This is a genomic window from Methylocystis parvus OBBP (assembly GCF_027571405.1).
GTDB lineage: Bacteria > Pseudomonadota > Alphaproteobacteria > Rhizobiales > Beijerinckiaceae > Methylocystis > Methylocystis parva.
This window is the reverse complement of record NZ_CP092968.1, coordinates 3,599,980-3,618,006: the sequence shown is the minus strand read 5'-3', so window position 1 is coordinate 3,618,006 and position 18,027 is coordinate 3,599,980. Positions and strand designations below refer to the sequence as shown.

Genomic DNA, 18,027 nt, shown 5'->3' with positions numbered 1-18,027 from the left:
AAGACTTGCAAATGGCTGACGCCGTTCTGCCCATTCGAAGCCATGAAAAATCGCCGGCGCGTCCGAGCGGTTTCCTTTCCCGCGAACGGACGATCGCCTCTCCCGCCTTCAATCGCTGGCTGGTTCCGCCGGCGGCGCTGGCGATTCATCTTTGCATCGGCATGGCCTATGGCTTCTCGGTCTTCTGGCTGCCGCTGTCGCGCGTCGTCGGCGGCGCCGCGCCGAAGGACTGTCCGGCCAATATGGGCGTGCTGGCGCAGATCGTCGCGACGAATTGCGACTGGAAGATCAGCATGCTGGGCTGGACCTTCACGCTGTTCTTCGTGCTGCTCGGCTCCTCCGCCGCCATCTTCGGCCATTGGCTGGAGACGGCGGGCCCCCGCAAGGCCGGCCTCGCCGCCGCCTGCTGCTGGTGCGGCGGCCTGCTCATTTCCGCGCTCGGCGTCTTTCTGCACCAGATCTGGATGATCTGGATCGGCTCCGGCGTCATTGGCGGCGTCGGGCTGGGGCTCGGCTATATCTCGCCGGTCTCGACCCTCATCAAATGGTTCCCCGACCGCCGCGGCCTCGCCACCGGCCTCGCCATTATGGGCTTTGGCGGCGGCGCCATGATCGGCGCGCCGCTCGCCGACAAGCTCATGGGCTATTTCGCGACGCCTTCATCGCCCGGCGTCTGGCAGACTTTCGTCGCCCTCGCCGCCATCTATTTCGTCTTCATGGTCTCCGGCGCGCTCGGCTATCGCGTGCCGCCCGAGGGCTGGGCGCCCGCCGGATGGACGCCGCCGGCCCCCGCCGCCAACGCCATGGTGACGCATCGCCACGTCCATCTCGACCTCGCCTGGAAGACCCCGCAATTCTGGCTGCTCTGGGGCGTGCTCTGCCTCAACGTCTCGGCCGGCATCGGCGTGCTCGGCATGGCCTCGCCCATGCTGCAGGAGGTGTTCGGCGGCAAGCTGATCGGCGTCGATCTCGGCTTCGACGCGCTCAACGCCGACCAGAAGAAGGCGATCGCCGCCATCGCCGCCGGCTTCACGGGGCTGTTGAGCCTGTGCAACATTGGCGGCCGCATCGGCTGGGCCTCGGCCTCCGACGCCTTCGGCCGCAAGGGAACCTACGCCATCTTCTTCGTCGTGGGCTTCCTGCTCTACGCCGCGGTTCCCTTCGCGGCGAAGGGCGGCGTCGTTTTCCTGTTCGTGCTGCTCTTCGCGGTGATCATCACCATGTATGGCGGCGGCTTCTCGACCATTCCCGCCTATCTCGCCGATATTTTCGGCACGCATTATGTCGGCGCGATCCATGGCAGACTACTGACCGCCTGGTCGACGGCGGGCGTGCTCGGCCCGGTGCTGGTCAATTACATCCGCGAATATCAGCTTTCGATCGGCGTGCCGCGCGAGGCGGCCTATAATCAGACCATGTATGTGCTGGCCGGTCTGCTGCTCGCCGGCCTCGCCTGCAATCTCCTCGTCGGCCCCGTGGCCGAGAAATTCTACATGAGCGACGCCGAGGTCGCGGCGGCGAAGAAGACCAGCGTCGCCGCCGTGAAGGAAGAAGAGAAGGAGCCGCGCGCCGATTTCGAGGACTTCGTCGAGGAGGGGCTGGAGCCGCCCGAAGACCCCGCTCCGGTCCCCGCCGCGCGAACCCCGCCCGCCGGGCTCTCCCCGGCCCTGATCCTCGCCTGGCTCGCCGTCGGAATTCCCCTCGCCTGGGGCGTCTCAATGACCGGCCTCAAGGCCATGGCGCTGTTCAGGTAGGCGAGGACGAGAGTCAAAACGGAGGCCGTTGAAATGCTGATTCATGATCTCCAACATTTCATAGTTCTCGCGCGAGAGCGGAATTTCATTCGCGCCGCCGAAGCGTGCAACGTCACCAAGGCGGTGGTCGAGACCTCGATTTGCGACCTAGAAAAATATTTGGAGGCGCCGCTAATTTCGACGCGAAGCAGCCCCGTCACCCTGACGGCGCGCGGTGAAAAAGCGCTCCTATGGGCCCGCAAAATCATCGACGAATACGAAATGATGCAGGCCGAATTGTCTCGGACGCGTCGTCAGTGACGCCTCATGCCGCGTTGAGGCGCTCAGTCAGCCCCCAAAATGACGTGCGACGCGTTGAACATCGCGTCGAGCCGGTCGCCGATCTGTATGTTCAAATCTGTCGCGTCGGCGACAGGAACGATGGCGGTCAGCATTTTCCCGTCGCCGATTTCAAGTCGAACTTCACAACTGACGCCGCCGTCGACTCTGCCGATCACGCGACCTTGCAATCTATTTCGATTCGCCAGGGAGGAGCCCTCCCCTTCCTGAGCCAGGGAAACAAAGGACGCATTGACAAAAGCGACGACCGGTCGCCCAGGCGCGAGTCGCAACTCCAGAAGAGCATCCCTTGGAACGATCGCGACAAGATTATTGTCGACCGACACGCGCAGACGGATTCGGACGTCGACCGGGTCATCCTCGACATCCGCCACCGTACAGCGGAAAACATTGCGCGCGCTGACGCGAACGGCGAGGCCCCAAAACAAAATGTCGTCGAGTTCGGGCAATTCGTCGGCGACGATCGCGTTGGATATGCGGCTCAATCGGTCTTCGAGAAGACGGAAGCTCGAGATGACCTTCCGCCCGATAGGGGTGACCTCCGCGGAGCCGCCGCGACTGCCGCCGATACGCGTGACAAAGGCAGGACTCGGAAGAAGATTGTTAATCGCCTGAACGGCGTCCCAAACGGCCTTGTAGCTGCTGCCGGTTCGCCGCGCGGCCTCGGACAGGCTTCCGCAATTCATAACCGCTTCGAGCAGGACGATGCGGCTACGGCCCAGGAGCAAACGTCCGTCCGCATGAAAAGCGATGTGCGCGTCAAGATCGGAATTGCTCATTCGCCTCCTTATGCATCTGCGCGGCCCTTAAACGAAAGGCGGCAACAATGACAGGCAGTTCGCTCAAGAATTCGTCCAGACGAGTGGAAACCGTTTGCATCCTTCGCCGTCCACGACGGTGCAGCTGCACTACAGCAAATTTGAAACCATACAAACGGGCCGCTTAGAGCGGATATCCCGGAATCGGAACAATGCAAAGCGTTCTCGCACTCTCACACGTCCCCTTCGAAGATCTGGGAACGCTTGGCCTCGCCCTTCGGGAAAGGGGCGCTCTCATTGATTTTATTGACGCTTCCGTAGCGGAACTTGCGTCCCTGGACGTCGTCACGCCTGATCTACTCGTCATCCTGGGAGGCCCCATCGGCGTATATGAGGTTGACGCCTATCCGTTCCTGCGAGCTGAGATTGACCTCATTCGCCTTCGTTTGGACGCGAAACTCCCCACTCTGGGGATTTGTCTCGGCGCCCAGCTTATGGCTTGCGCCCTTGGCGCGCGCGTCTACCCCGGCGCAATGGGGAAGGAAATCGGATGGAGCGCGGTCGCGCCGGGCCCGGACATGGCCGCCGACCCCTTCCTCGCCCACCTCATCGCGGAAGCCCCAGCGATGTTTCATTTCCATGGCGACACGTTCGATCTGCCAAGCGGCGCCCGGCTGCTCGCCCGGTCCGACAAATATCAAAACCAGGCTTTCGCGATCGGCAATTACGCGCTGGGGTTTCAGTTTCATCCCGAGGTGACCGCCGACGGACTCGAGCGATGGTATGTCGGACACGCCTGCGAACTGGCGGCCGCAAAGATAGACATCGCCGGCTTGCGAAACGCCAGTCGCGAAGTCGCGCCGAAACTCGAACAGGCGGCGCTACGGTTTTGGCGGTCATGGCTCGATCAGAGGTCGCTGTAACTTCAGGCCGAAGGCTGATCGGGCTGAAGGAAGTTAAAATGCGGACTCAGGTCCAGCTTGAGCGTTAATTTCCAAATGGCCGCAACAATCGGGGCCGCCGGCTCGTGGTCGAGCGCCACGATGCCGATCTTGCGGTGGAGTTCCGGAACCAGGGGGATCGCCGTCAGCTCCTCGCGCATTTCGAACAGGGCGAGCAGACTGTGCGGCATGATGCTGAAAATCTCCGCGCAACGGACATTTGAGTAGAGCGCGAAGACAGAGTCGGTTTCGACCACCACATTCGGGTGAACGCCGGCTCTCTGGAACGCCGCGTCGATGATCCGTCGATTTTGCATATTGCGCGTGAGCAGGCAGAGGGGCAGTTTCGACGCGTCGCGCCAGCTCATGGCGGCGCAATCGTCGATCGCGGAGGCGTCCCGCGCAAGCAGAACATATCGTTCGCGATAAAGAGGCAGAACGCGGAACCGGTGCAAATCCTGATCTTCGAGATATGTGACGCCGACATCGAGTTCGAACGTGTCTAGGCGCCGGATGATCTCTTCGTTGCTGAGGGACTGCACGAGTTGCCGGACCTCCGGAAAGGCGCGCAGATAGGGGCCGCTCAGCAGCGACATGATGGGCAAGGTTGTCGGAATGGCGCCCACGCGTAACGCGCCGCTGAGTCGCCGTCTCGAAATCGAGGCTTCCTGCTTCAACCCGTCCCACGCCGCGAGCGTTTGACGGGCCCAACCCAATATCCGGACTCCTTCCTCTGTAAAGCCCACGAATTTCTGTCCGCGTTCGACAATCGAGATTCCAAGTTCCTCCTCGAGCCGTCGAACCGCCGCCGACAGGGCTGGCTGCGAGACATTGCACGCCTCGGCCGCTCGGGCGAAATGCTGTTCGCGCGCCAGCGTCACAAGATATTCGAGCTGACGAAAGAACATTTCCGGCGGTCCGTCTTTGGTCCCGTTCTACCAGGATTTCGGGTATTTCTGCGGGCGTGTCGCGTTGTTGTAAAGCAAGGCGAAGGCGATGATCAATGCGGCGCCGACGATTGTCGGCGTCAGAAGAAAGCTCCATTTGGGATGCGTCAGAAATATGATCACAGGATTGGAGCCTGCGGGCGGATGAACTGTCCTGGTGGCCATCATCGTCATGATCGCCAATGCGACTGCAAAGGCCATCGACCATGGCTCGGCGCCCATGAATTCGAGGCATCCAAGCCCGATGAGGGATGAAGCGGCGTGGCCGAAGAAAATATTCCGCGGCTGCGAAAACGGCAGATCCGGAAACCCAAATACGAGAACGCAGGAGGCGCCGAAAGAGCCCAGGATCAGCTGCTGGTCGAGGCGGCCGCCGAGATGCGCGAGGGATATGATGAGCGCGAAGCCGCCGATTCCCGCGTACACGATCGACCGCGCGTCACTCATTGGCATTTCTCTATCCGACCTTAATTGCGAACGGACGCCGACGAATTGCCGTCGGCGTCCTTTGACCTGAGCTTCGTGAGGGTCGATCAGCCGACCTTGAATTTCGCCGCTTCTTCCGAACCGCCGGTCGCATTGCCTTCGCTATAGGAATGCGCGCCGACGCCGGCGAGCTTGCCGCCCTGAACGACAAGATATTCGTTACGGATCGGACGACCCTCGAAATAGCATTCGAGAATCTCGCGCACGCCGGCCGCGTAACGGGTCTGAGCGGAGAGGCTCGTGCCCGAGATATGCGGGGTCATGGCGTGATGCGGCATGGTGCGCCACGGATGATCCTTCGGCGCGGGCTGCGGGAACCAGACGTCGCCCGCATAGCCGGCGATATGCCCGCTTTCGACCGCGCGCACCAGAGCGTCGCGATCGACGAGCTTGCCGCGCGCCGTATTGACGATATACGTGCCGCGCTTGAAGAACTTCAGCGTGTCCTCGTTGATCATATGCTCCGTTTCAGGATGCAGCGGGCAGTTCAGCGTGACGACATCGCAAACCTTGGCGAGGCTTTCGAGATTGGAGTGATAGGTGAGGTTCAGCTCCTTCTCGACCGCTTCCGGCAGACGATGGCGATCCATGTAGTGCAGACCGACATCGAAGGGCTTCAGCAAACGAAGCACGCGCAGGCCGATGCGTCCGGCCGCGACCGTTCCGACCTGCATGGCTTCGAGGTCGTAAGAACGCGAAACGGCGTCGGCGATGTTCCAGCCGCCATTGACGATGATGTCGTGCGACGGAACAAAATTGCGCACCAGCGCCAGAATCGACATCATGACATGTTCGGCCACCGCATTGCTGTTGCAATAGGTGACTTCCGCGACGGTGACGTTGTTCTTGATCGCGGCTTCAAGGTCGGTGTGGTCGGAACCGATGCCCGCCGTGACGATCATCTTGAGCTTCTTCGCCTTGGCGATGCGCTCCGCCGTCATGTAAGCAGGCCAGAACGGCTGAGAAATCACGATCTCCGCATCCGGCAGCTCGCGGTCGAGCACGCTATCCGCGCCGTCTTTGCTGGACGTGACAACGAGCTGGTGACCATTCGCCTCGAGATATTTGCGTAGGCCGAGCTCGCCGGAAACGCTGCCGAGAAGGGCTCCGGGCTTGAAATCGATGGCTTTCGGCGTGGGCAGAGTCTGCCCGTCCGGATAGACCTTGGGCTGCGGGACGTCGTCACGCGCATAGGTTTTCGGATAGCCGCCGATCGGATCGTCATAAAGGACACAAACAACCTTCGCCATGTGCGAATCCCCTTGTTTCAACGCGACGGCAGGCCTTGTCGAAGGCAAGACGCTTCACTGCTGCGCTGCGTCTATCGTTAATGTTTTCGAAAGCGCCGCCGCCTTCGTAGATCAGACGGAGGATGGTTCCATTCGTTTTGGCTGATCTTCCGATAAGCCTTGCTTATCGGGCGCGCTGGGGACGGCGGAAACGATGGGGGATTAGCAAGACGGACATGTTGCTTGCGCCGAATGGCGTTTCGCGCAAACGAAAAAACCGCAAACGAAGACCTGGAAGGTTTCGTTTGCGGTTTGCTGCAACCGGATCGAGGGCGAGTGCGGCCAGTCCGAGAGGGGTGCGTCGGCAGGACGTCCTGCCGTCACCGGCAGCGGCCGCGTGGCGGCCAGTGCCCGGGAGGTCACGATGAAATGACGCCGTTTGTTGTAGAGCTCGCGTCCACACTCGTCCAATCTGGAGCGTTTATTGATTGATAACTACAAGTTATCATGTCGCCCAGCCACTACGTCAGAAAGCGTGGCGATCCGGCTTGATATTGCGTAGCGGCGCGCCATCGATGCGATCGAGCCCGCGCAGCGTGAGCGTGTGTGTCGCGCACCGCCTCCAGCTTGACAATTGACGCGCCGGGCGAAGGAGCCAGGCGCACCGCACGCAGGCTGGTTGCCAAAGCGCCGGCTCGTCCTAACTGAGGAGGTATGGAGAAAGGTGATGACGGATGATGGTCGCTTTAGCTATGGCGCTTGTCGTCGCGGCCTCGCTGGCGTTTCACTTTCTGAGTCCCTGGCGTCCCACGCCGATCGCCTCCAATTGGAGTTTCATCGACGACACTCTAGCGCTGACCTTCATCGTGACGACAATCGGATTCGTCGCGGTCATCCTGTTTATGTCGTACTGTCTGTACAGATTCCGCCATCAACCCGGCAGACGCTCCACATATGAACCGGAGAACCGGAGGGTCGAGCTCTTGCTCGGCGGATTGACGACCATAGCGGTGATCATCCTGCTCGCGCCCGGACTGTCGGTCTGGGGGCGTTTCGTAACGCCGCCGGAGGGCGCGATGGAAGTGGAGGCGGTTGGCGCGCAGTGGAGCTGGAGCTTCCGCCTGCCGGGCTCCGACAACAAGTTCGGCGCGACCGACATTCGTTTTATCGACGCAAACAACGCATTGGGCGTCAGTCCGGCCGATCCGCGCGGGCGCGACGACGTAATCGTCGTCAACGGCGAGTTGCACCTGCCGGAGGGTAAGCCTGTCAAGGTGCTGCTGCGCTCGATCGACGTGCTGCACGATTTCTATGTGCCGCAGATCCGCGCCAAGATGGATCTCGTGCCGGGGATGGAAACCTATTTCTGGTTCACCCCGACAAAGACCGGCCAGTTCGAGATTCTCTGCGTCGCTTATTGCGGGGTCGGCCATCCGCAAATGCGCGGCATGCTCGTCATCGACGCCGAGAGCGATTATCGCAACTGGCTGGCGGCGCAACCGACCTTCGCGAAAATGCGCAAAGCCGAAGCCTTTTGAGTGAGGGAGTGCGGTCCGTGTCCGATGTCTCGATCGAGGAGGATGGCGTTCCCTCAGGGGAAGTCGAGGATGTCGAACTCTATCACGCGACGTCGTGGTGGACGAAGAATGTATTTTCTCAAGACGCCAAGGTCATCGCCATTCAATACGCCTGCACGGCGATCGCCGTCGGCGTCGTTGCGCTCGTCTTGTCCTGGCTGATCAGGCTGCAGCTCGCCTTTCCGGGCGCAATCCCCTTCATCGACGCCAATGTATATTACCAGGCCGTGACCATGCATGGCATGATCATGGTCGTCTACATGCTCACCGCGATCTTTCTCGGCGGCTTCGGCAATTATCTGATCCCTCTCATGATCGGCGCGAGGGACATGGTCTTTCCCTTCATCAATATGCTGAGCTACTGGGTCTATCTGCTGGCGACGCTCGTTCTCCTCGCAAGCTATTTCGTCCCGGGCGGCCCCACTGGCGCGGGCTGGACGCTCTATCCGCCGCAGGCGATCCTCACGGGAACGCCCGGCCATGAATGGGGCATCATATTGATGCTCTTATCGCTCATTCTCTTCATCGTGGGCTTCACCATGGGCGGCCTGAATTATGTCGTCACGGTGTTGCAGGCGCGGACGCGCGGCATGACGCTCATGCGCATGCCGCTCACCGTCTGGGGGATATTCACCGCGGCGGTCATGGCGCTTCTCGCCTTTCCCGGGCTTTTCGTCGCCTGCGTGATGCTTCTGCTCGACCGCGTCCTTGGGACCAGCTTCTTCGTTCCCGCGATCGTCGAAATGGGGGAGCAGCGGAACTATAGCGGCGGCAGTCCCATTCTTTTCCAGCATCTCTTCTGGTTCTTTGGCCACCCCGAGGTTTACATCGTGGCCTTGCCGGCCTTCGGAATGGTCTCCGATCTCATCAGCGTCCATGCCCGTAAGAACATTTTCGGCTATCGCATGATGGTCTGGGCAATCCTCGCGATCGGCGTGCTGAGCATGATCGTCTGGGGCCATCATATGTATGTCAGCGGCATGAACCCGCTTTTCGGCTTCTTCTTCGCCGTCACAACGCTCGCCATCGCCGTGCCGACGGCGATGAAGGTCTATAACTGGGTCGTAACGCTCTGGCGGTCTGACATTCACTTCACGACGCCGATGCTGTTCGCGCTGGGCTTCCTCGTCACATTCGTGAATGGCGGGATTACCGGCCTATATCTCGGCAATGTGATTGTTGACGTGCCGCTGTCGGCGACGCTCTTTGTCGTCGCGCATTTCCACATGGTGATGGGCATCGCGCCCGTTCTCGTCATCTTTGGCGCCATCTATCACTGGTTTCCGAAGATCGCCGGGCGAATGTTGGATGAGAGGCTGGGCAGGATTCACTTCTGGATCACCTTCCTTGGCGCCTACGCCATCTTCTTTCCGATGCACTATCTCGGCCTCCTCGGCGTGCCGCGCCGCTTCTACGAGATGGGCGACGTATCCTTCGTCCCGCATACGGCCGCCGGGCTGAATATCTTCATGACGGTGACGGCGCTCATCGTCGGCGTCTCGCAGCTCATCTTCTTCTACAACGTCTTCAGAAGCCTCAGGAGCGGCCTCCCTTCCGGCGGCAACCCCTGGCGCGCCGCCTCGCTCGAATGGCAGACGCCTGAAACCCCGCCCGGCCACGGCAATTGGGGAGATGAACTCCCGATCGTCTATCGCTGGCCCTATGGTTACAGCATCCCCGGCGCGCCCGACGATTTCGTGCCGCAAAACGCGCCGCCGCTCTCGGGAGAACATGCGACATGAGCGTGATGGGCCTGTTCTTCATTTTCATCTTTTCAATCGCCCTCGCCTATCTCTGGCGTGAAGGCGTGCTGGATGCGCCTTGGTTGCAAGAGCAGGAAATCGCGGCCTATCGGGGAGCCGGCGGCCGCCCGTCCGCGGCGAAAACAGGCCTCGTCGTCTTCCTCGGCGTGGCTTTGTGCCTTTTCTCCTTGCTGACCGCCGCATTCCTGATGCGGATGGAGTCCTATGATTGGCGATCGCCGCCATTGCCGCGTATCCTGTGGTTCAACACAGGCGCTCTCATCGTATCGAGCGTCGCCCTTCAACTCGCCAATCTCGCGGCGAAAGACCTATCGCGCGAGCGGATGAGGGCCGCGCTCCGGGTTGGAACGGTCGCGAGCCTCGCTTTCCTTCTCGGGCAGCTCTGGGCGTGGCGGGAAATGATCGCCAGCGGTTTCTATGCGTCGCAGAATCCGGCTAATGCTTTTTTCTTCCTGCTGACCGGCGCGCATGCGCTTCATGTGCTCGGCGGGCTCGTCGCGCTGGTCCGGGCGGTCGTTCAGGCGTCGCTGAAAGAACCGCCCGAAAGGCTGGCGTCGACGGTGGAGCTCTGCGCCATTTATTGGCACTTCCTTCTCATCGTCTGGCTGCTTCTCGTGGCGCTGCTCGTAGGATGGGCGGACAATTTCGGGGCGATCTGCCGCCGCCTTCTCGTGTGAAGAAAGGATCGTCGCATGGCCCTGGAGACGATTAGCCGCGCCGGCAAGATCGAGCCCAAAAAGCCTTCCGGCCTGCGCGGCGTCGTCTCGGACTGGGCTTCGGATCAGCGTTCCTTCAAGAGCGCGTCCTGGGGCAAGGCGATGATGTGGATTTTCCTTGTCAGCGATACATTCATTTTCAGTTGTTTCCTCATTTCCTACATGACGGTGCGCATGTCGACGACTGTCCCATGGCCGAGCCCGAGCGAAATCTTCGCGCTCGACATTGGCGGCCGAAAAATCCCCCTCATACTGATCGCCATCATGACCTTCGATCTCATCACCAGCTCCGGCACGATGGCGATCGCCGTGAACTACGCCTATGCGCGACAACGCAAGAAAGCGGCGCTGATGATGCTGGCGACGGCGTTCTTCGGCGCGACCTTTGTCGGGATGCAGGCTTTCGAGTGGACGAAGCTGATTCAGGAAGGCGTCCGCCCCTGGGGCAATCCGTTCGGCGCCGCGCAGTTCGGGTCAAGCTTCTTCATGATCACCGGCTTTCACGGCTTTCACGTTACAATGGGCGTCATCTTCCTCCTCCTCATCGCCCGCGCCGTCTGGCGCGGCGATTATGACCGAGGAACGCCCGGCTTCTTCACGAGCCGGAAGGGTCGTTACGAGATCGTCGAGATCATGGGCCTCTACTGGCACTTCGTCGATCTGGTGTGGGTCTTCATCTTCGCCTTCTTCTACCTTTGGTGACAGGAATTCATGATGAAAACCGCCGAAGCCAAGAACGAGGTCACGACCGCCGCGCCGGCCGAGGCCCATGGGCAGCAGCACCCGATCGCGCTTTATCTTCTCGTATGGGCGCTGCTCTTCGTTTTGAGCGCCTGCTCCTATCTCGTCGATTACTTCAATTTCCAGGGCAATCTGCGATGGAGCCTCATCATCCTGTTCATGTTGCTGAAAGCGGGGCTTATCGTCGCGGTCTTCATGCATATGGCGTGGGAGCGGCTGGCGCTTGTAGCGGCCATTCTCGTTCCACCGCTCGCCGTGCTCGTCTTCGTCGCGACGATGGCGCTCGAGGGCGACTACACCAAATTAACCCGCATGGCGTTCTTTGCGTCAGCGCCGGTCACTGGGGTCAAGGCACATTAGTGAATGACGAGAACGGGGCAGGTCGCGTGTCTGACGATCGCGCTTGCATTCGAGCCGATCAAAAATCGATCCGCCCCGGGCCGATGTGAGCTCAGCACGATGAGATCGCTCCGCCAGCGCTCAGCCTCCTCGATAATTGTCTGGTAGATCGGACCGAATAGGAGCGCAGTTGAAACGCGCGCGGGGGGACGTTCGATCTCATTCGCAACCTTTGAAAGTTCAGCTCCGAGACCTCGCCGTATAATTTCATCGAAGTCTTGGGGGACATAATCCAGCAGCTTGACCGGCGTTAGCGACTGTACGTTAACCAGCCGGATGTCTCCATCAAAAGCCTTTGCAAGCGTTTCAGCATAGCTGACGGCGTCTTTCGTCATCTGACGCTCAGCAAGATCGATGGGCACCAGAATTCTTGCGAACATTGCATTGGCTCCCAACGACGGACCCGTTCGTGAGATATAGGGCTGATACGCCGCTACGGCGTCTCTCGCGCTGATAGCGCGTCGCATTCGGCTTGCGGAGCCCCGAACCAATAGCGGCGCCTCCCCTGCTTCACGCCGGCCCTCCGAGGGCGCAGGACCTCGCTCGAAAGCACGCCGAGATATCGTTGACCGGCGAGAGGCGCGGCTTCCGCCTCGCCAAGGCCCGGGCCGTTGACGATTTCTTCACGCACTTCGAATTTGAATCGAAACGACGCTTTCCAATAAATCTCCCGTCAACCATTCCTAAAGACCCCGGCGCTAGCGTCGAGACCATGCGTAACTTGGTCTCGTATCCTCGCGTTTCCGCCCCTGGCGGCGCCCGCCGGATCGTTCCGGCGCTCGGCGCGCTGCTCATCAGCGTGCTGGCTGGCGGGCTTTTCTTCCCGGAAAGCCCCATCGATCCCGCGCCCGATCCGGCCGAGGCCGCGCCGAGCGCGATTGGCCTTCGCGGCTCCTATCTCTCGGACATCGGCCCCCATGCGCCGGGCGCTTTCGCGCCGCGCAGCGCGCATATGCGGCCGCATAACCTCTTCATCGCGTCAAACCTCTTCATCGCGCAAGCCGAGGCGGCGACGCCCGAGCCCGCGGCGAAGAGCGTCGAGAGGACCGCCTTCGCCCCCCTGCCCCCGATGCGGCCCGCTGAACTGCGGACGGCGCTCGCCGAACCCACGGCGCCGGTCTATGTCGACGCTCCCCTGCCGCCGCGCCGGCCGGCGGAGGTCTCCGTCGCGCTCAAGCCCGAGCCTCCGAAGGAGCAGCCGCGCCACGAAACGGCGGCTGCGGCGCCGACGCCGGCCGAACCCGTTCCCTCGGCTCCGCCGCCCCGACAGGTCGCGCGCGCGACCACCGTCGTGCCGGCGGGCCCGGCCGACAATCGCGGCTTTTTAGAGCGTCTCTTCGGCGGCGCGCCTCAGGCCGCGGCCCCGCAGGCGGCGAACCGCCGCGAGGCGATGGCCTACGCCTCGACCAATGACGCCGGCGGCCTCTTCGGCGGGCTGCGGAGCGCCGTGGCCCCGGCGAACCCCGCCGCGCGCTACGACCGCTACACCGCGATCTACGACATCTCGGCCCGCACGGTTTACATGCCCGACGGCTCGCGGCTCGAAGCGCATTCCGGTCTGCGCGAGCATCTCGACGATCCTCGCTATGTGCATCTGCGGATGCGGGGGCCCACCCCGCCGCATATTTACGAGCTGACCCCGCGCGAAGCGCTGTTCCATGGCGTCGAGGCGCTCCGGCTCAACCCGGTCGGCGGCGGCGGCTCGAGGATCTATCACCGCGCCGGACTCCTCGCCCACACTTACATGCTCGGCCCCAACGGCGATTCGAACGGCTGCGTCTCGTTCCGCGACTACCACGCCTTCCTGAACGCCTATAAGCGCGGCGAAATCCGGCGCCTCGCCGTCGTCGCACATATGTAAGCCACGGGCAGGGAAGCGTTTTCCCGCCCGCCGCGTTGTTCGACCGTCCACCGAAGCGCCCGCCTGCGGCCAGGATTTCGCCTGAATCCAGCCCAAGCAAGGCCGCGATGCTTTTTCAAAGTGTTGCTGCGGCGTCCTTGCGCGCTTGCGACTGCGGGACGGAGCATTGATTCGCCGAATCTGCCCCACGCGCAGTCGAACTGCGCGGCGCAAAGATCATTCGGGGGCGGATGGTGAAGAACACCCACACGCTACATGGTTTCTTGTCTCGCGATCGCGGCCAGCGTCTCGCCTATACGGTGCTCGGCGCAGGCGCGGTTTTTCTGAGCTTGTTCGGCCTCTGGCGCGGGCTCCATTCTCAGGTTACGCCCACGCCGGGCGTCGTCGCCGCAATCGCGCCGCAACCGGCGCCGGCCGCCAATCCCTATGGGCCGATGGCGGTGGGGCTCGGCCCCTGGGCGCGCAGCGCCGCCGCATCGGCGCCCGAGCTTCGGCCAAACCAGGAAACGGCCGCGCTCGAGGGCAAGGTCGAGCCCGCCCCGCAGCAACGGCCGGCGCCCGAATCCGTCGCCGAAGCCGAGCCGAGCTATCCTGAAGCAGACGTTCCGCTGCCGCCGCAACGCCCCGTCGAGTTGAGAAATCTTGCAAGCCGCGCGGAGCTGGCCCCGATGCGTCAGGCGGCGCTCCCGGCGCAGCCCGCGCCCGCCGCCCAGGCGCCGGCTCCGGGCGACAATCGCGGATTCTTTGAAAAACTGTTCGGCGGCGCCGGCGCGGAGCAGCAGCAGGCCGCGCAGCAACCGCCCGCGCCGACAGGCCGCAACGCGCGTCGCCAGCAGCAGGCGCCCGTGCAGCAGGCCATGGCCTACGCGCCGCAGGAGCCGACGAGCGGCGGCCTCTTCAGCGGCCTGACCAGCGCCGTCGCCCCAGCCGCCCCGGCGCCGTCGGTCACGAACGGCCCGGCCCCGCGCGCGGGGAACGGCACCGCCGTCTACGACATCTCCGCCCATACGGTTTACATGCCCGACGGCACGCGGCTCGAGGCGCATTCCGGCCTGCGCGAACATCTCGACGATCCGCGCTTCGTGCATGTTCGCATGAGGGGCCCGACGCCGCCGGCGGTCTACGCGCTCTCGCCGCGCGAGCAGCTCTTCCATGGCGTCGAGGCCCTGCGCCTGACGCCCAACAGCGAGGTCTATGGCCGCGCCGGCCTTCTCGCCCACACCTATATGCTGGGCCCGAACGGCGACTCCAATGGCTGCGTTTCCTTCCGCGACTATCAGGCTTTCCTCAACGCTTACAAACGCGGCGAGGTGAGGCGCCTCGTCGTCGTCGCCCGCATGTAGGGCTGCGCTGGCGTCACGCTCCGCCAACTCGGCGTCGCCGCGGCCGAACGCTCGGGCGCGGCGATGATTATCTTCCAGTCAGAGTCAGCCTTCTAATTTCGAGCGCATGCGGCGTCGCAGGATTTTCCGCGTCTAAAACGCCAGGAAACAGGAACTGACCGGTCGCCGCGAGCGACGCCGACGCCCTTATACGCATCGAGCGCCGCGCGCACGCGAAATTCCGGACAAATTCGAGAAAGCGGCGGCGGAACTCCTATTTCACCGAGAGCGCGCGGGCGACAGGCTGCCCTTCGCCGGCCGCGCATGGAGGTCGCCTTGCGCTACTCGCCCCTGCTTCTCGCTCTCCCGCTGGCGCTCGCGGCCCAAACCGCTTCCGCGACCGTGCGCATCCATATCAATCTCGCCAGTCAGCGCATGGTCGTGACCTCCGCCGCCGGCAAACATAGCTGGCCGGTCTCGACCGCGCGGCCCGGCTATCGCACGCCGCGCGGCGTATTTTCGGCGCGCAGCCTGCAGCGCATACATTACTCCAGCAAGTATGACGACGCGCCTATGCCGCACTCGATTTTCTTTTCGGGCGGCTACGCCATTCACGGCACATATGCGACCAGCGCGCTCGGGCGGCCGGTCTCGCATGGCTGCGTGCGATTGTCTCCCGGACATGCGGCGCAGCTTTACGGGATGGTGCGACGCGAAGGCGCTCGCATCACGATCTCAGGCGGGCGAAGCCGCCGATGAAGACGGCGCCGCGGCCAGGAAAGTTTTGCAGCGCGCATAGACGGCGGAACGCGCGCAGATTGGCGGAGCGCGCAAAACGGCGGGACGGAAGCGGGAGACGGACGATTGCGGTCGGGCCCCTGCTTGCCTAGATGTGTGACGGGCCGCCAAGGTGGTCGATAATATGTCGAAAGGGAGGAAATGATGCATAAATCCGCTTTGGCCGTCGCCGCGCTGCTGGCGACGAGCGTTCCCGCCGCCGCCGCGACCTGGCTCGTGACCGAGGAGAACACCGGCGGCATCAAGGGCGCGCAGGGCTCCTGGAACGTCAAGACCGAGGGAAACAAGCTCTCCGGCGACGCCAGTATGCAGATGGGCAACGGCTCGACGCTCACCTACAAATTCGAAGGCGAATCCGAAGGCGCCAACTACACCGTCACCCTCTCCGACCGCACTGACGGCAAGAAGGGCTGCGTCTGGAAGGGCCATCCGCCGGCGAGCGGCGGCGCTCAGGCCAAGGGCCTTGTCGGCTACGTCGAATGCGACGGCGACAAGCTCATCATCCGCGCGAGCGTCGTGGAATAAGGAAACCGCGCGTCACTGCGCGCCCCGCGAAGCGATCCGGCCCGCCGAGCGTCTGGATCGCTTCGTGGTCTGCGCTCCCGGCGACGTCCGCCGAGAGGCGGCGCGTCATCCTTGAAGCTTTCTGATCATGTAAAGCGCGCCGGCCCCGTAGCTCTTCAACTTCGGGGCGAGCCTCTCATCCGACGCGGCCTGGAAGCCAGTTTCCGCCCAAAATCCGGCCGTTCCATAGACTGACGTCAAAGCCAGGAAGGCGAGCCGCTCCTTGCGGGCGACATTGCATAGCCGCTGAATCAAATGCGCGGTTGCGCCGTCGCCGCGCGCGCCGGGCGTCAAGGCGACGTCGTGCAAAAACAGGCAGTCCGGAGACGGCGGCAGCGCGCCCAGAAAAGCATCCAACGGCGGAATGTCATAGAGCCGCCATGGATGGGAGATCGCGTAGCCGACCAGCGCGCCATCCTTCGCCAGCACGAAGCAGCCGGCGGGGAATAGCCGCGCCTTCTCCTCGAAAACCTCTGGCCGCTCCGGCAGATCGGCATGAGCGCCCGTCGCGATGCGACAGATCTCCGGCAGGTCTTCGGGACGCATGGGACGCCAGCGATCGGCGGGGCCGCTACGCAAAGCGCCCTTCCAGCACCGCCATCGGCGCCTTCGATCCCTTCACGCCCGTCAGCAGAACCCTCACCGCCGGCGCGCCGGGCTTCGTATGGACAGGCCGCACCGTCACGCCGCCAAGCCGGCCTTTCATCGCCGCGAGGCATGCATAGAGCGCATCGGCCCGGTGGATCATGGCGAAGGTTCCGCCCGGCGCGAGCAGCGCCAGCGCGCCGCGCACCCATTCCGGGAGGGGGACGGCCGCGACATGGGCGCGGGCTTTGTCGGAGTCCGGCGTCACGCGCACTTTGCTCTCGTCATAGAAGGGCGGGTTGGTGAGGACCAGCGCCGCCTGCTCGTCGACGAGGCCCGATGCGCGGCGCGATTTGGCGGAGACGACATCCGCTTCATAAACGGCGACCCGCTCCGCAAGGCCGTTCGCCGCCGCATTCTCCCGCGCCAGCGCGCAGGCTGCACGGTCGATCTCGACCAGACCGACGCGCGCCTGCTGCGCCAGAACGGCCGCCATAAGCCCGATCGCTCCCGCGCCGGCCCCAATGTCGAGGATCAACCCCTTCTGGTCCGGCGGCGTCAGCGCCGCGAGCAGGACCGCGTCATGGCCGGCGCGATGGCCCCGGCCCTGCCGCAGCCGCAGCCGCCCGTCGAGAAATCCATCCGCCGCGTCGCCATCCATCGGGCCGCGACAGTCCCATGCGTCCCCGCTTTCCACAAGCGCCTAAATTTTTCGCAACGGCGGGACTTTAGCCCTACCCCCTTGAAAACCCGGCCCAACCGCCTGCAGCGTGGCTAAGAAAGGTTTTCCGAAGCGTAAAATTTTAGCCGTCCGCTTAACGTTACGCTTTCCGGCGCCGTGGCAAGACGTCGCGGCGCTTGGGCCAACCCTCGGTAAATACAGGCTTCGCCATGACGATCCGGCTCTACGGCACAGTTAAGGACACGGGCCTTGTCAGGGAGGCGGAATTCGGCAGGCGGCTCGCCGAATTGGCGCTCTGCTGCCGGGGTCTCGAATTCGCGATCGACGATTTCTGCGCGGAAACAGGGAACGCCGCGGCGCGGCGGCTGGCCGCGCTCGCGGCGCGCGTCGCGGAACAGGCCGAGCGGCTCGCCCGTGCGGCGGCGGCCGAGATCGAGGAGCCTCTGAATTAACCGGGCCGCGTCCCTCAAACGCCCCTCCATGGCCTTGCCCTGGCTGCGACTTGCCGGTAAGGGCGCAAGGCCGTAAATTCCGGGCCGTTAAAAGATTAGGCCGTAGGGGGGTC

The 18,027-nt window shown here is 63.2% G+C and carries 20 protein-coding genes; 13 read left to right on the top strand and 7 right to left on the bottom strand.

What is annotated here, in order from left to right; genetic code table 11:
- Positions 1–11: 11 nt before the first annotated feature.
- Positions 12–1,754, top strand: coding sequence for an OFA family MFS transporter (locus MMG94_RS17520; protein WP_154419635.1), 1,743 nt, complete (start codon positions 12–14; stop codon positions 1,752–1,754).
- 33 nt (positions 1,755–1,787) lie between these two features.
- Positions 1,788–2,054, top strand: a complete 267-nt coding sequence (locus tag MMG94_RS22165; RefSeq protein ID WP_016921848.1) for a LysR family transcriptional regulator — start codon at positions 1,788–1,790, stop codon at positions 2,052–2,054.
- 23 nt (positions 2,055–2,077) lie between these two features.
- Here the strand turns inward: MMG94_RS22165 and MMG94_RS17515 are convergent, their stop codons facing one another.
- Positions 2,078–2,872, bottom strand: a complete 795-nt coding sequence (locus MMG94_RS17515; protein WP_016921847.1) for a TOBE domain-containing protein — start codon at positions 2,870–2,872, stop codon at positions 2,078–2,080.
- A 191-nt stretch (positions 2,873–3,063) separates the two neighbouring features.
- Between MMG94_RS17515 and MMG94_RS17510 the strand changes: the two genes are divergently transcribed.
- Positions 3,064–3,774, top strand: a complete 711-nt coding sequence (locus tag MMG94_RS17510) for a glutamine amidotransferase (protein WP_016921846.1) — start codon at positions 3,064–3,066, stop codon at positions 3,772–3,774.
- A 2-nt stretch (positions 3,775–3,776) separates the two neighbouring features.
- On the opposite strand, the gene MMG94_RS17505 is transcribed toward MMG94_RS17510, so the two are convergent.
- The 3 genes from MMG94_RS17505 to MMG94_RS17495 form a co-directional block, all read right to left on the bottom strand.
- Positions 3,777–4,700, bottom strand: a complete 924-nt coding sequence (locus MMG94_RS17505; protein ID WP_016921845.1) for a LysR family transcriptional regulator — start codon at positions 4,698–4,700, stop codon at positions 3,777–3,779.
- A 27-nt stretch (positions 4,701–4,727) separates the two neighbouring features.
- Entirely contained in the window at positions 4,728–5,186 is a 459-nt protein-coding gene (locus MMG94_RS17500) for an HPP family protein (RefSeq protein WP_016921844.1), read from the bottom strand.
- A gap of 86 nt (positions 5,187–5,272) precedes the next feature.
- Positions 5,273–6,475: an NAD-dependent formate dehydrogenase gene (locus MMG94_RS17495; RefSeq protein WP_016921843.1), complete on the bottom strand. Its 1,203-nt coding sequence runs from the start codon at positions 6,473–6,475 to the stop codon at positions 5,273–5,275.
- Between the two features lie 713 nt (positions 6,476–7,188).
- Here MMG94_RS17495 and MMG94_RS17490 point away from each other — a divergent pair.
- Genes MMG94_RS17490 through MMG94_RS17470 form a run of 5 tightly spaced genes read left to right on the top strand, consistent with a single transcriptional unit; the run spans position 7,189 to position 11,611 of the window.
- Complete coding sequence (locus MMG94_RS17490) at positions 7,189–7,992, top strand: cytochrome c oxidase subunit II (protein WP_026016523.1); 804 nt, start codon at positions 7,189–7,191, stop codon at positions 7,990–7,992.
- 17 nt (positions 7,993–8,009) lie between these two features.
- On the top strand, positions 8,010–9,773 hold the full coding sequence (locus MMG94_RS17485; RefSeq protein WP_016921840.1) for a cytochrome c oxidase subunit I: 1,764 nt from the start codon (positions 8,010–8,012) through the stop codon (positions 9,771–9,773).
- Positions 9,770–10,471 (top strand): cytochrome c oxidase subunit 3, encoded by a 702-nt coding sequence (locus MMG94_RS17480; protein ID WP_016921839.1) that lies wholly within the window; start codon positions 9,770–9,772, stop codon positions 10,469–10,471. Before MMG94_RS17485 ends, MMG94_RS17480 begins: the two co-directional genes overlap by 4 nt.
- Before the next feature lie 15 nt (positions 10,472–10,486).
- On the top strand, positions 10,487–11,212 hold the full coding sequence (locus tag MMG94_RS17475; RefSeq protein ID WP_016921838.1) for a heme-copper oxidase subunit III family protein: 726 nt from the start codon (positions 10,487–10,489) through the stop codon (positions 11,210–11,212).
- A 9-nt stretch (positions 11,213–11,221) separates the two neighbouring features.
- Entirely contained in the window at positions 11,222–11,611 is a 390-nt protein-coding gene (locus MMG94_RS17470; RefSeq protein ID WP_016921837.1) for a cytochrome C oxidase subunit IV family protein, read from the top strand.
- Here the strand turns inward: MMG94_RS17470 and MMG94_RS17465 are convergent.
- On the bottom strand, positions 11,608–12,030 hold the full coding sequence (locus MMG94_RS17465; protein ID WP_026016522.1) for a universal stress protein: 423 nt from the start codon (positions 12,028–12,030) through the stop codon (positions 11,608–11,610). The genes MMG94_RS17470 and MMG94_RS17465 overlap by 4 nt on opposite strands.
- 332 nt (positions 12,031–12,362) lie before the next feature.
- Here MMG94_RS17465 and MMG94_RS17460 point away from each other — a divergent pair, with 332 nt between their 5' ends.
- The 4 genes from MMG94_RS17460 to MMG94_RS17445 all read left to right on the top strand — a co-directional run bounded on the left by MMG94_RS17460 (position 12,363) and on the right by MMG94_RS17445 (position 16,156).
- Entirely contained in the window at positions 12,363–13,511 is a 1,149-nt protein-coding gene (locus MMG94_RS17460) for a DUF2778 domain-containing protein (protein ID WP_040579591.1), read from the top strand.
- A 230-nt stretch (positions 13,512–13,741) separates the two neighbouring features.
- On the top strand, positions 13,742–14,854 hold the full coding sequence (locus MMG94_RS17455; protein ID WP_016921834.1) for a DUF2778 domain-containing protein: 1,113 nt from the start codon (positions 13,742–13,744) through the stop codon (positions 14,852–14,854).
- A 315-nt stretch (positions 14,855–15,169) separates the two neighbouring features.
- The gene (locus tag MMG94_RS17450) at positions 15,170–15,592 is read left to right on the top strand and encodes a L,D-transpeptidase (RefSeq protein ID WP_244415519.1); all 423 of its coding nucleotides are present in this window, start codon (positions 15,170–15,172) and stop codon (positions 15,590–15,592) included.
- Between the two features lie 180 nt (positions 15,593–15,772).
- The gene (locus MMG94_RS17445; RefSeq protein ID WP_016921832.1) at positions 15,773–16,156 is read left to right on the top strand and encodes a hypothetical protein; all 384 of its coding nucleotides are present in this window, start codon (positions 15,773–15,775) and stop codon (positions 16,154–16,156) included.
- 105 nt (positions 16,157–16,261) lie between these two features.
- Here MMG94_RS17445 and MMG94_RS17440 read toward each other — a convergent pair whose 3' ends face one another.
- Both MMG94_RS17440 and MMG94_RS17435 read right to left on the bottom strand, forming a co-directional pair.
- Positions 16,262–16,741, bottom strand: a complete 480-nt coding sequence (locus MMG94_RS17440; RefSeq protein ID WP_016921830.1) for a GNAT family N-acetyltransferase — start codon at positions 16,739–16,741, stop codon at positions 16,262–16,264.
- A gap of 25 nt (positions 16,742–16,766) precedes the next feature.
- Positions 16,767–17,441, bottom strand: coding sequence for a tRNA1(Val) (adenine(37)-N6)-methyltransferase (locus MMG94_RS17435; RefSeq protein ID WP_016921829.1), 675 nt, complete (start codon positions 17,439–17,441; stop codon positions 16,767–16,769).
- Between the two features lie 230 nt (positions 17,442–17,671).
- Here MMG94_RS17435 and MMG94_RS17430 point away from each other — a divergent pair, with 230 nt between their 5' ends.
- Positions 17,672–17,914, top strand: coding sequence for a hypothetical protein (locus MMG94_RS17430; protein WP_016921828.1), 243 nt, complete (start codon positions 17,672–17,674; stop codon positions 17,912–17,914).
- Positions 17,915–18,027: the final 113 nt, after the last annotated feature.

What these genes read in the sequence shown, in the direction of transcription:
- MMG94_RS17455 (WP_016921834.1), top strand. Translation starts at nt 13,742, where the DNA reads ATGGTGAAGAACACCCACACGCTACATGGTTTCTTGTCTCGCGATCGC.
- MMG94_RS17495 (WP_016921843.1), bottom strand. Translation starts at nt 6,475, where the DNA reads ATGGCGAAGGTTGTTTGTGTCCTTTATGACGATCCGATCGGCGGCTAT.
- MMG94_RS17500 (WP_016921844.1), bottom strand. Translation starts at nt 5,186, where the DNA reads ATGAGTGACGCGCGGTCGATCGTGTACGCGGGAATCGGCGGCTTCGCG.
- MMG94_RS22165 (WP_016921848.1), top strand. Translation starts at nt 1,788, where the DNA reads ATGCTGATTCATGATCTCCAACATTTCATAGTTCTCGCGCGAGAGCGG.
- MMG94_RS17510 (WP_016921846.1), top strand. Translation starts at nt 3,064, where the DNA reads ATGCAAAGCGTTCTCGCACTCTCACACGTCCCCTTCGAAGATCTGGGA.
- MMG94_RS17430 (WP_016921828.1), top strand. Translation starts at nt 17,672, where the DNA reads ATGACGATCCGGCTCTACGGCACAGTTAAGGACACGGGCCTTGTCAGG.
- MMG94_RS17460 (WP_040579591.1), top strand. Translation starts at nt 12,363, where the DNA reads ATGCGTAACTTGGTCTCGTATCCTCGCGTTTCCGCCCCTGGCGGCGCC.
- MMG94_RS17470 (WP_016921837.1), top strand. Translation starts at nt 11,222, where the DNA reads ATGATGAAAACCGCCGAAGCCAAGAACGAGGTCACGACCGCCGCGCCG.
- MMG94_RS17475 (WP_016921838.1), top strand. Translation starts at nt 10,487, where the DNA reads ATGGCCCTGGAGACGATTAGCCGCGCCGGCAAGATCGAGCCCAAAAAG.
- MMG94_RS17440 (WP_016921830.1), bottom strand. Translation starts at nt 16,741, where the DNA reads ATGCGTCCCGAAGACCTGCCGGAGATCTGTCGCATCGCGACGGGCGCT.
- MMG94_RS17465 (WP_026016522.1), bottom strand. Translation starts at nt 12,030, where the DNA reads ATGTTCGCAAGAATTCTGGTGCCCATCGATCTTGCTGAGCGTCAGATG.
- MMG94_RS17520 (WP_154419635.1), top strand. Translation starts at nt 12, where the DNA reads ATGGCTGACGCCGTTCTGCCCATTCGAAGCCATGAAAAATCGCCGGCG.
- MMG94_RS17515 (WP_016921847.1), bottom strand. Translation starts at nt 2,872, where the DNA reads ATGAGCAATTCCGATCTTGACGCGCACATCGCTTTTCATGCGGACGGA.
- MMG94_RS17505 (WP_016921845.1), bottom strand. Translation starts at nt 4,700, where the DNA reads ATGTTCTTTCGTCAGCTCGAATATCTTGTGACGCTGGCGCGCGAACAG.
- MMG94_RS17480 (WP_016921839.1), top strand. Translation starts at nt 9,770, where the DNA reads ATGAGCGTGATGGGCCTGTTCTTCATTTTCATCTTTTCAATCGCCCTC.
- MMG94_RS17435 (WP_016921829.1), bottom strand. Translation starts at nt 17,441, where the DNA reads ATGGATGGCGACGCGGCGGATGGATTTCTCGACGGGCGGCTGCGGCTG.
- MMG94_RS17490 (WP_026016523.1), top strand. Translation starts at nt 7,189, where the DNA reads ATGATGGTCGCTTTAGCTATGGCGCTTGTCGTCGCGGCCTCGCTGGCG.
- MMG94_RS17445 (WP_016921832.1), top strand. Translation starts at nt 15,773, where the DNA reads ATGATGCATAAATCCGCTTTGGCCGTCGCCGCGCTGCTGGCGACGAGC.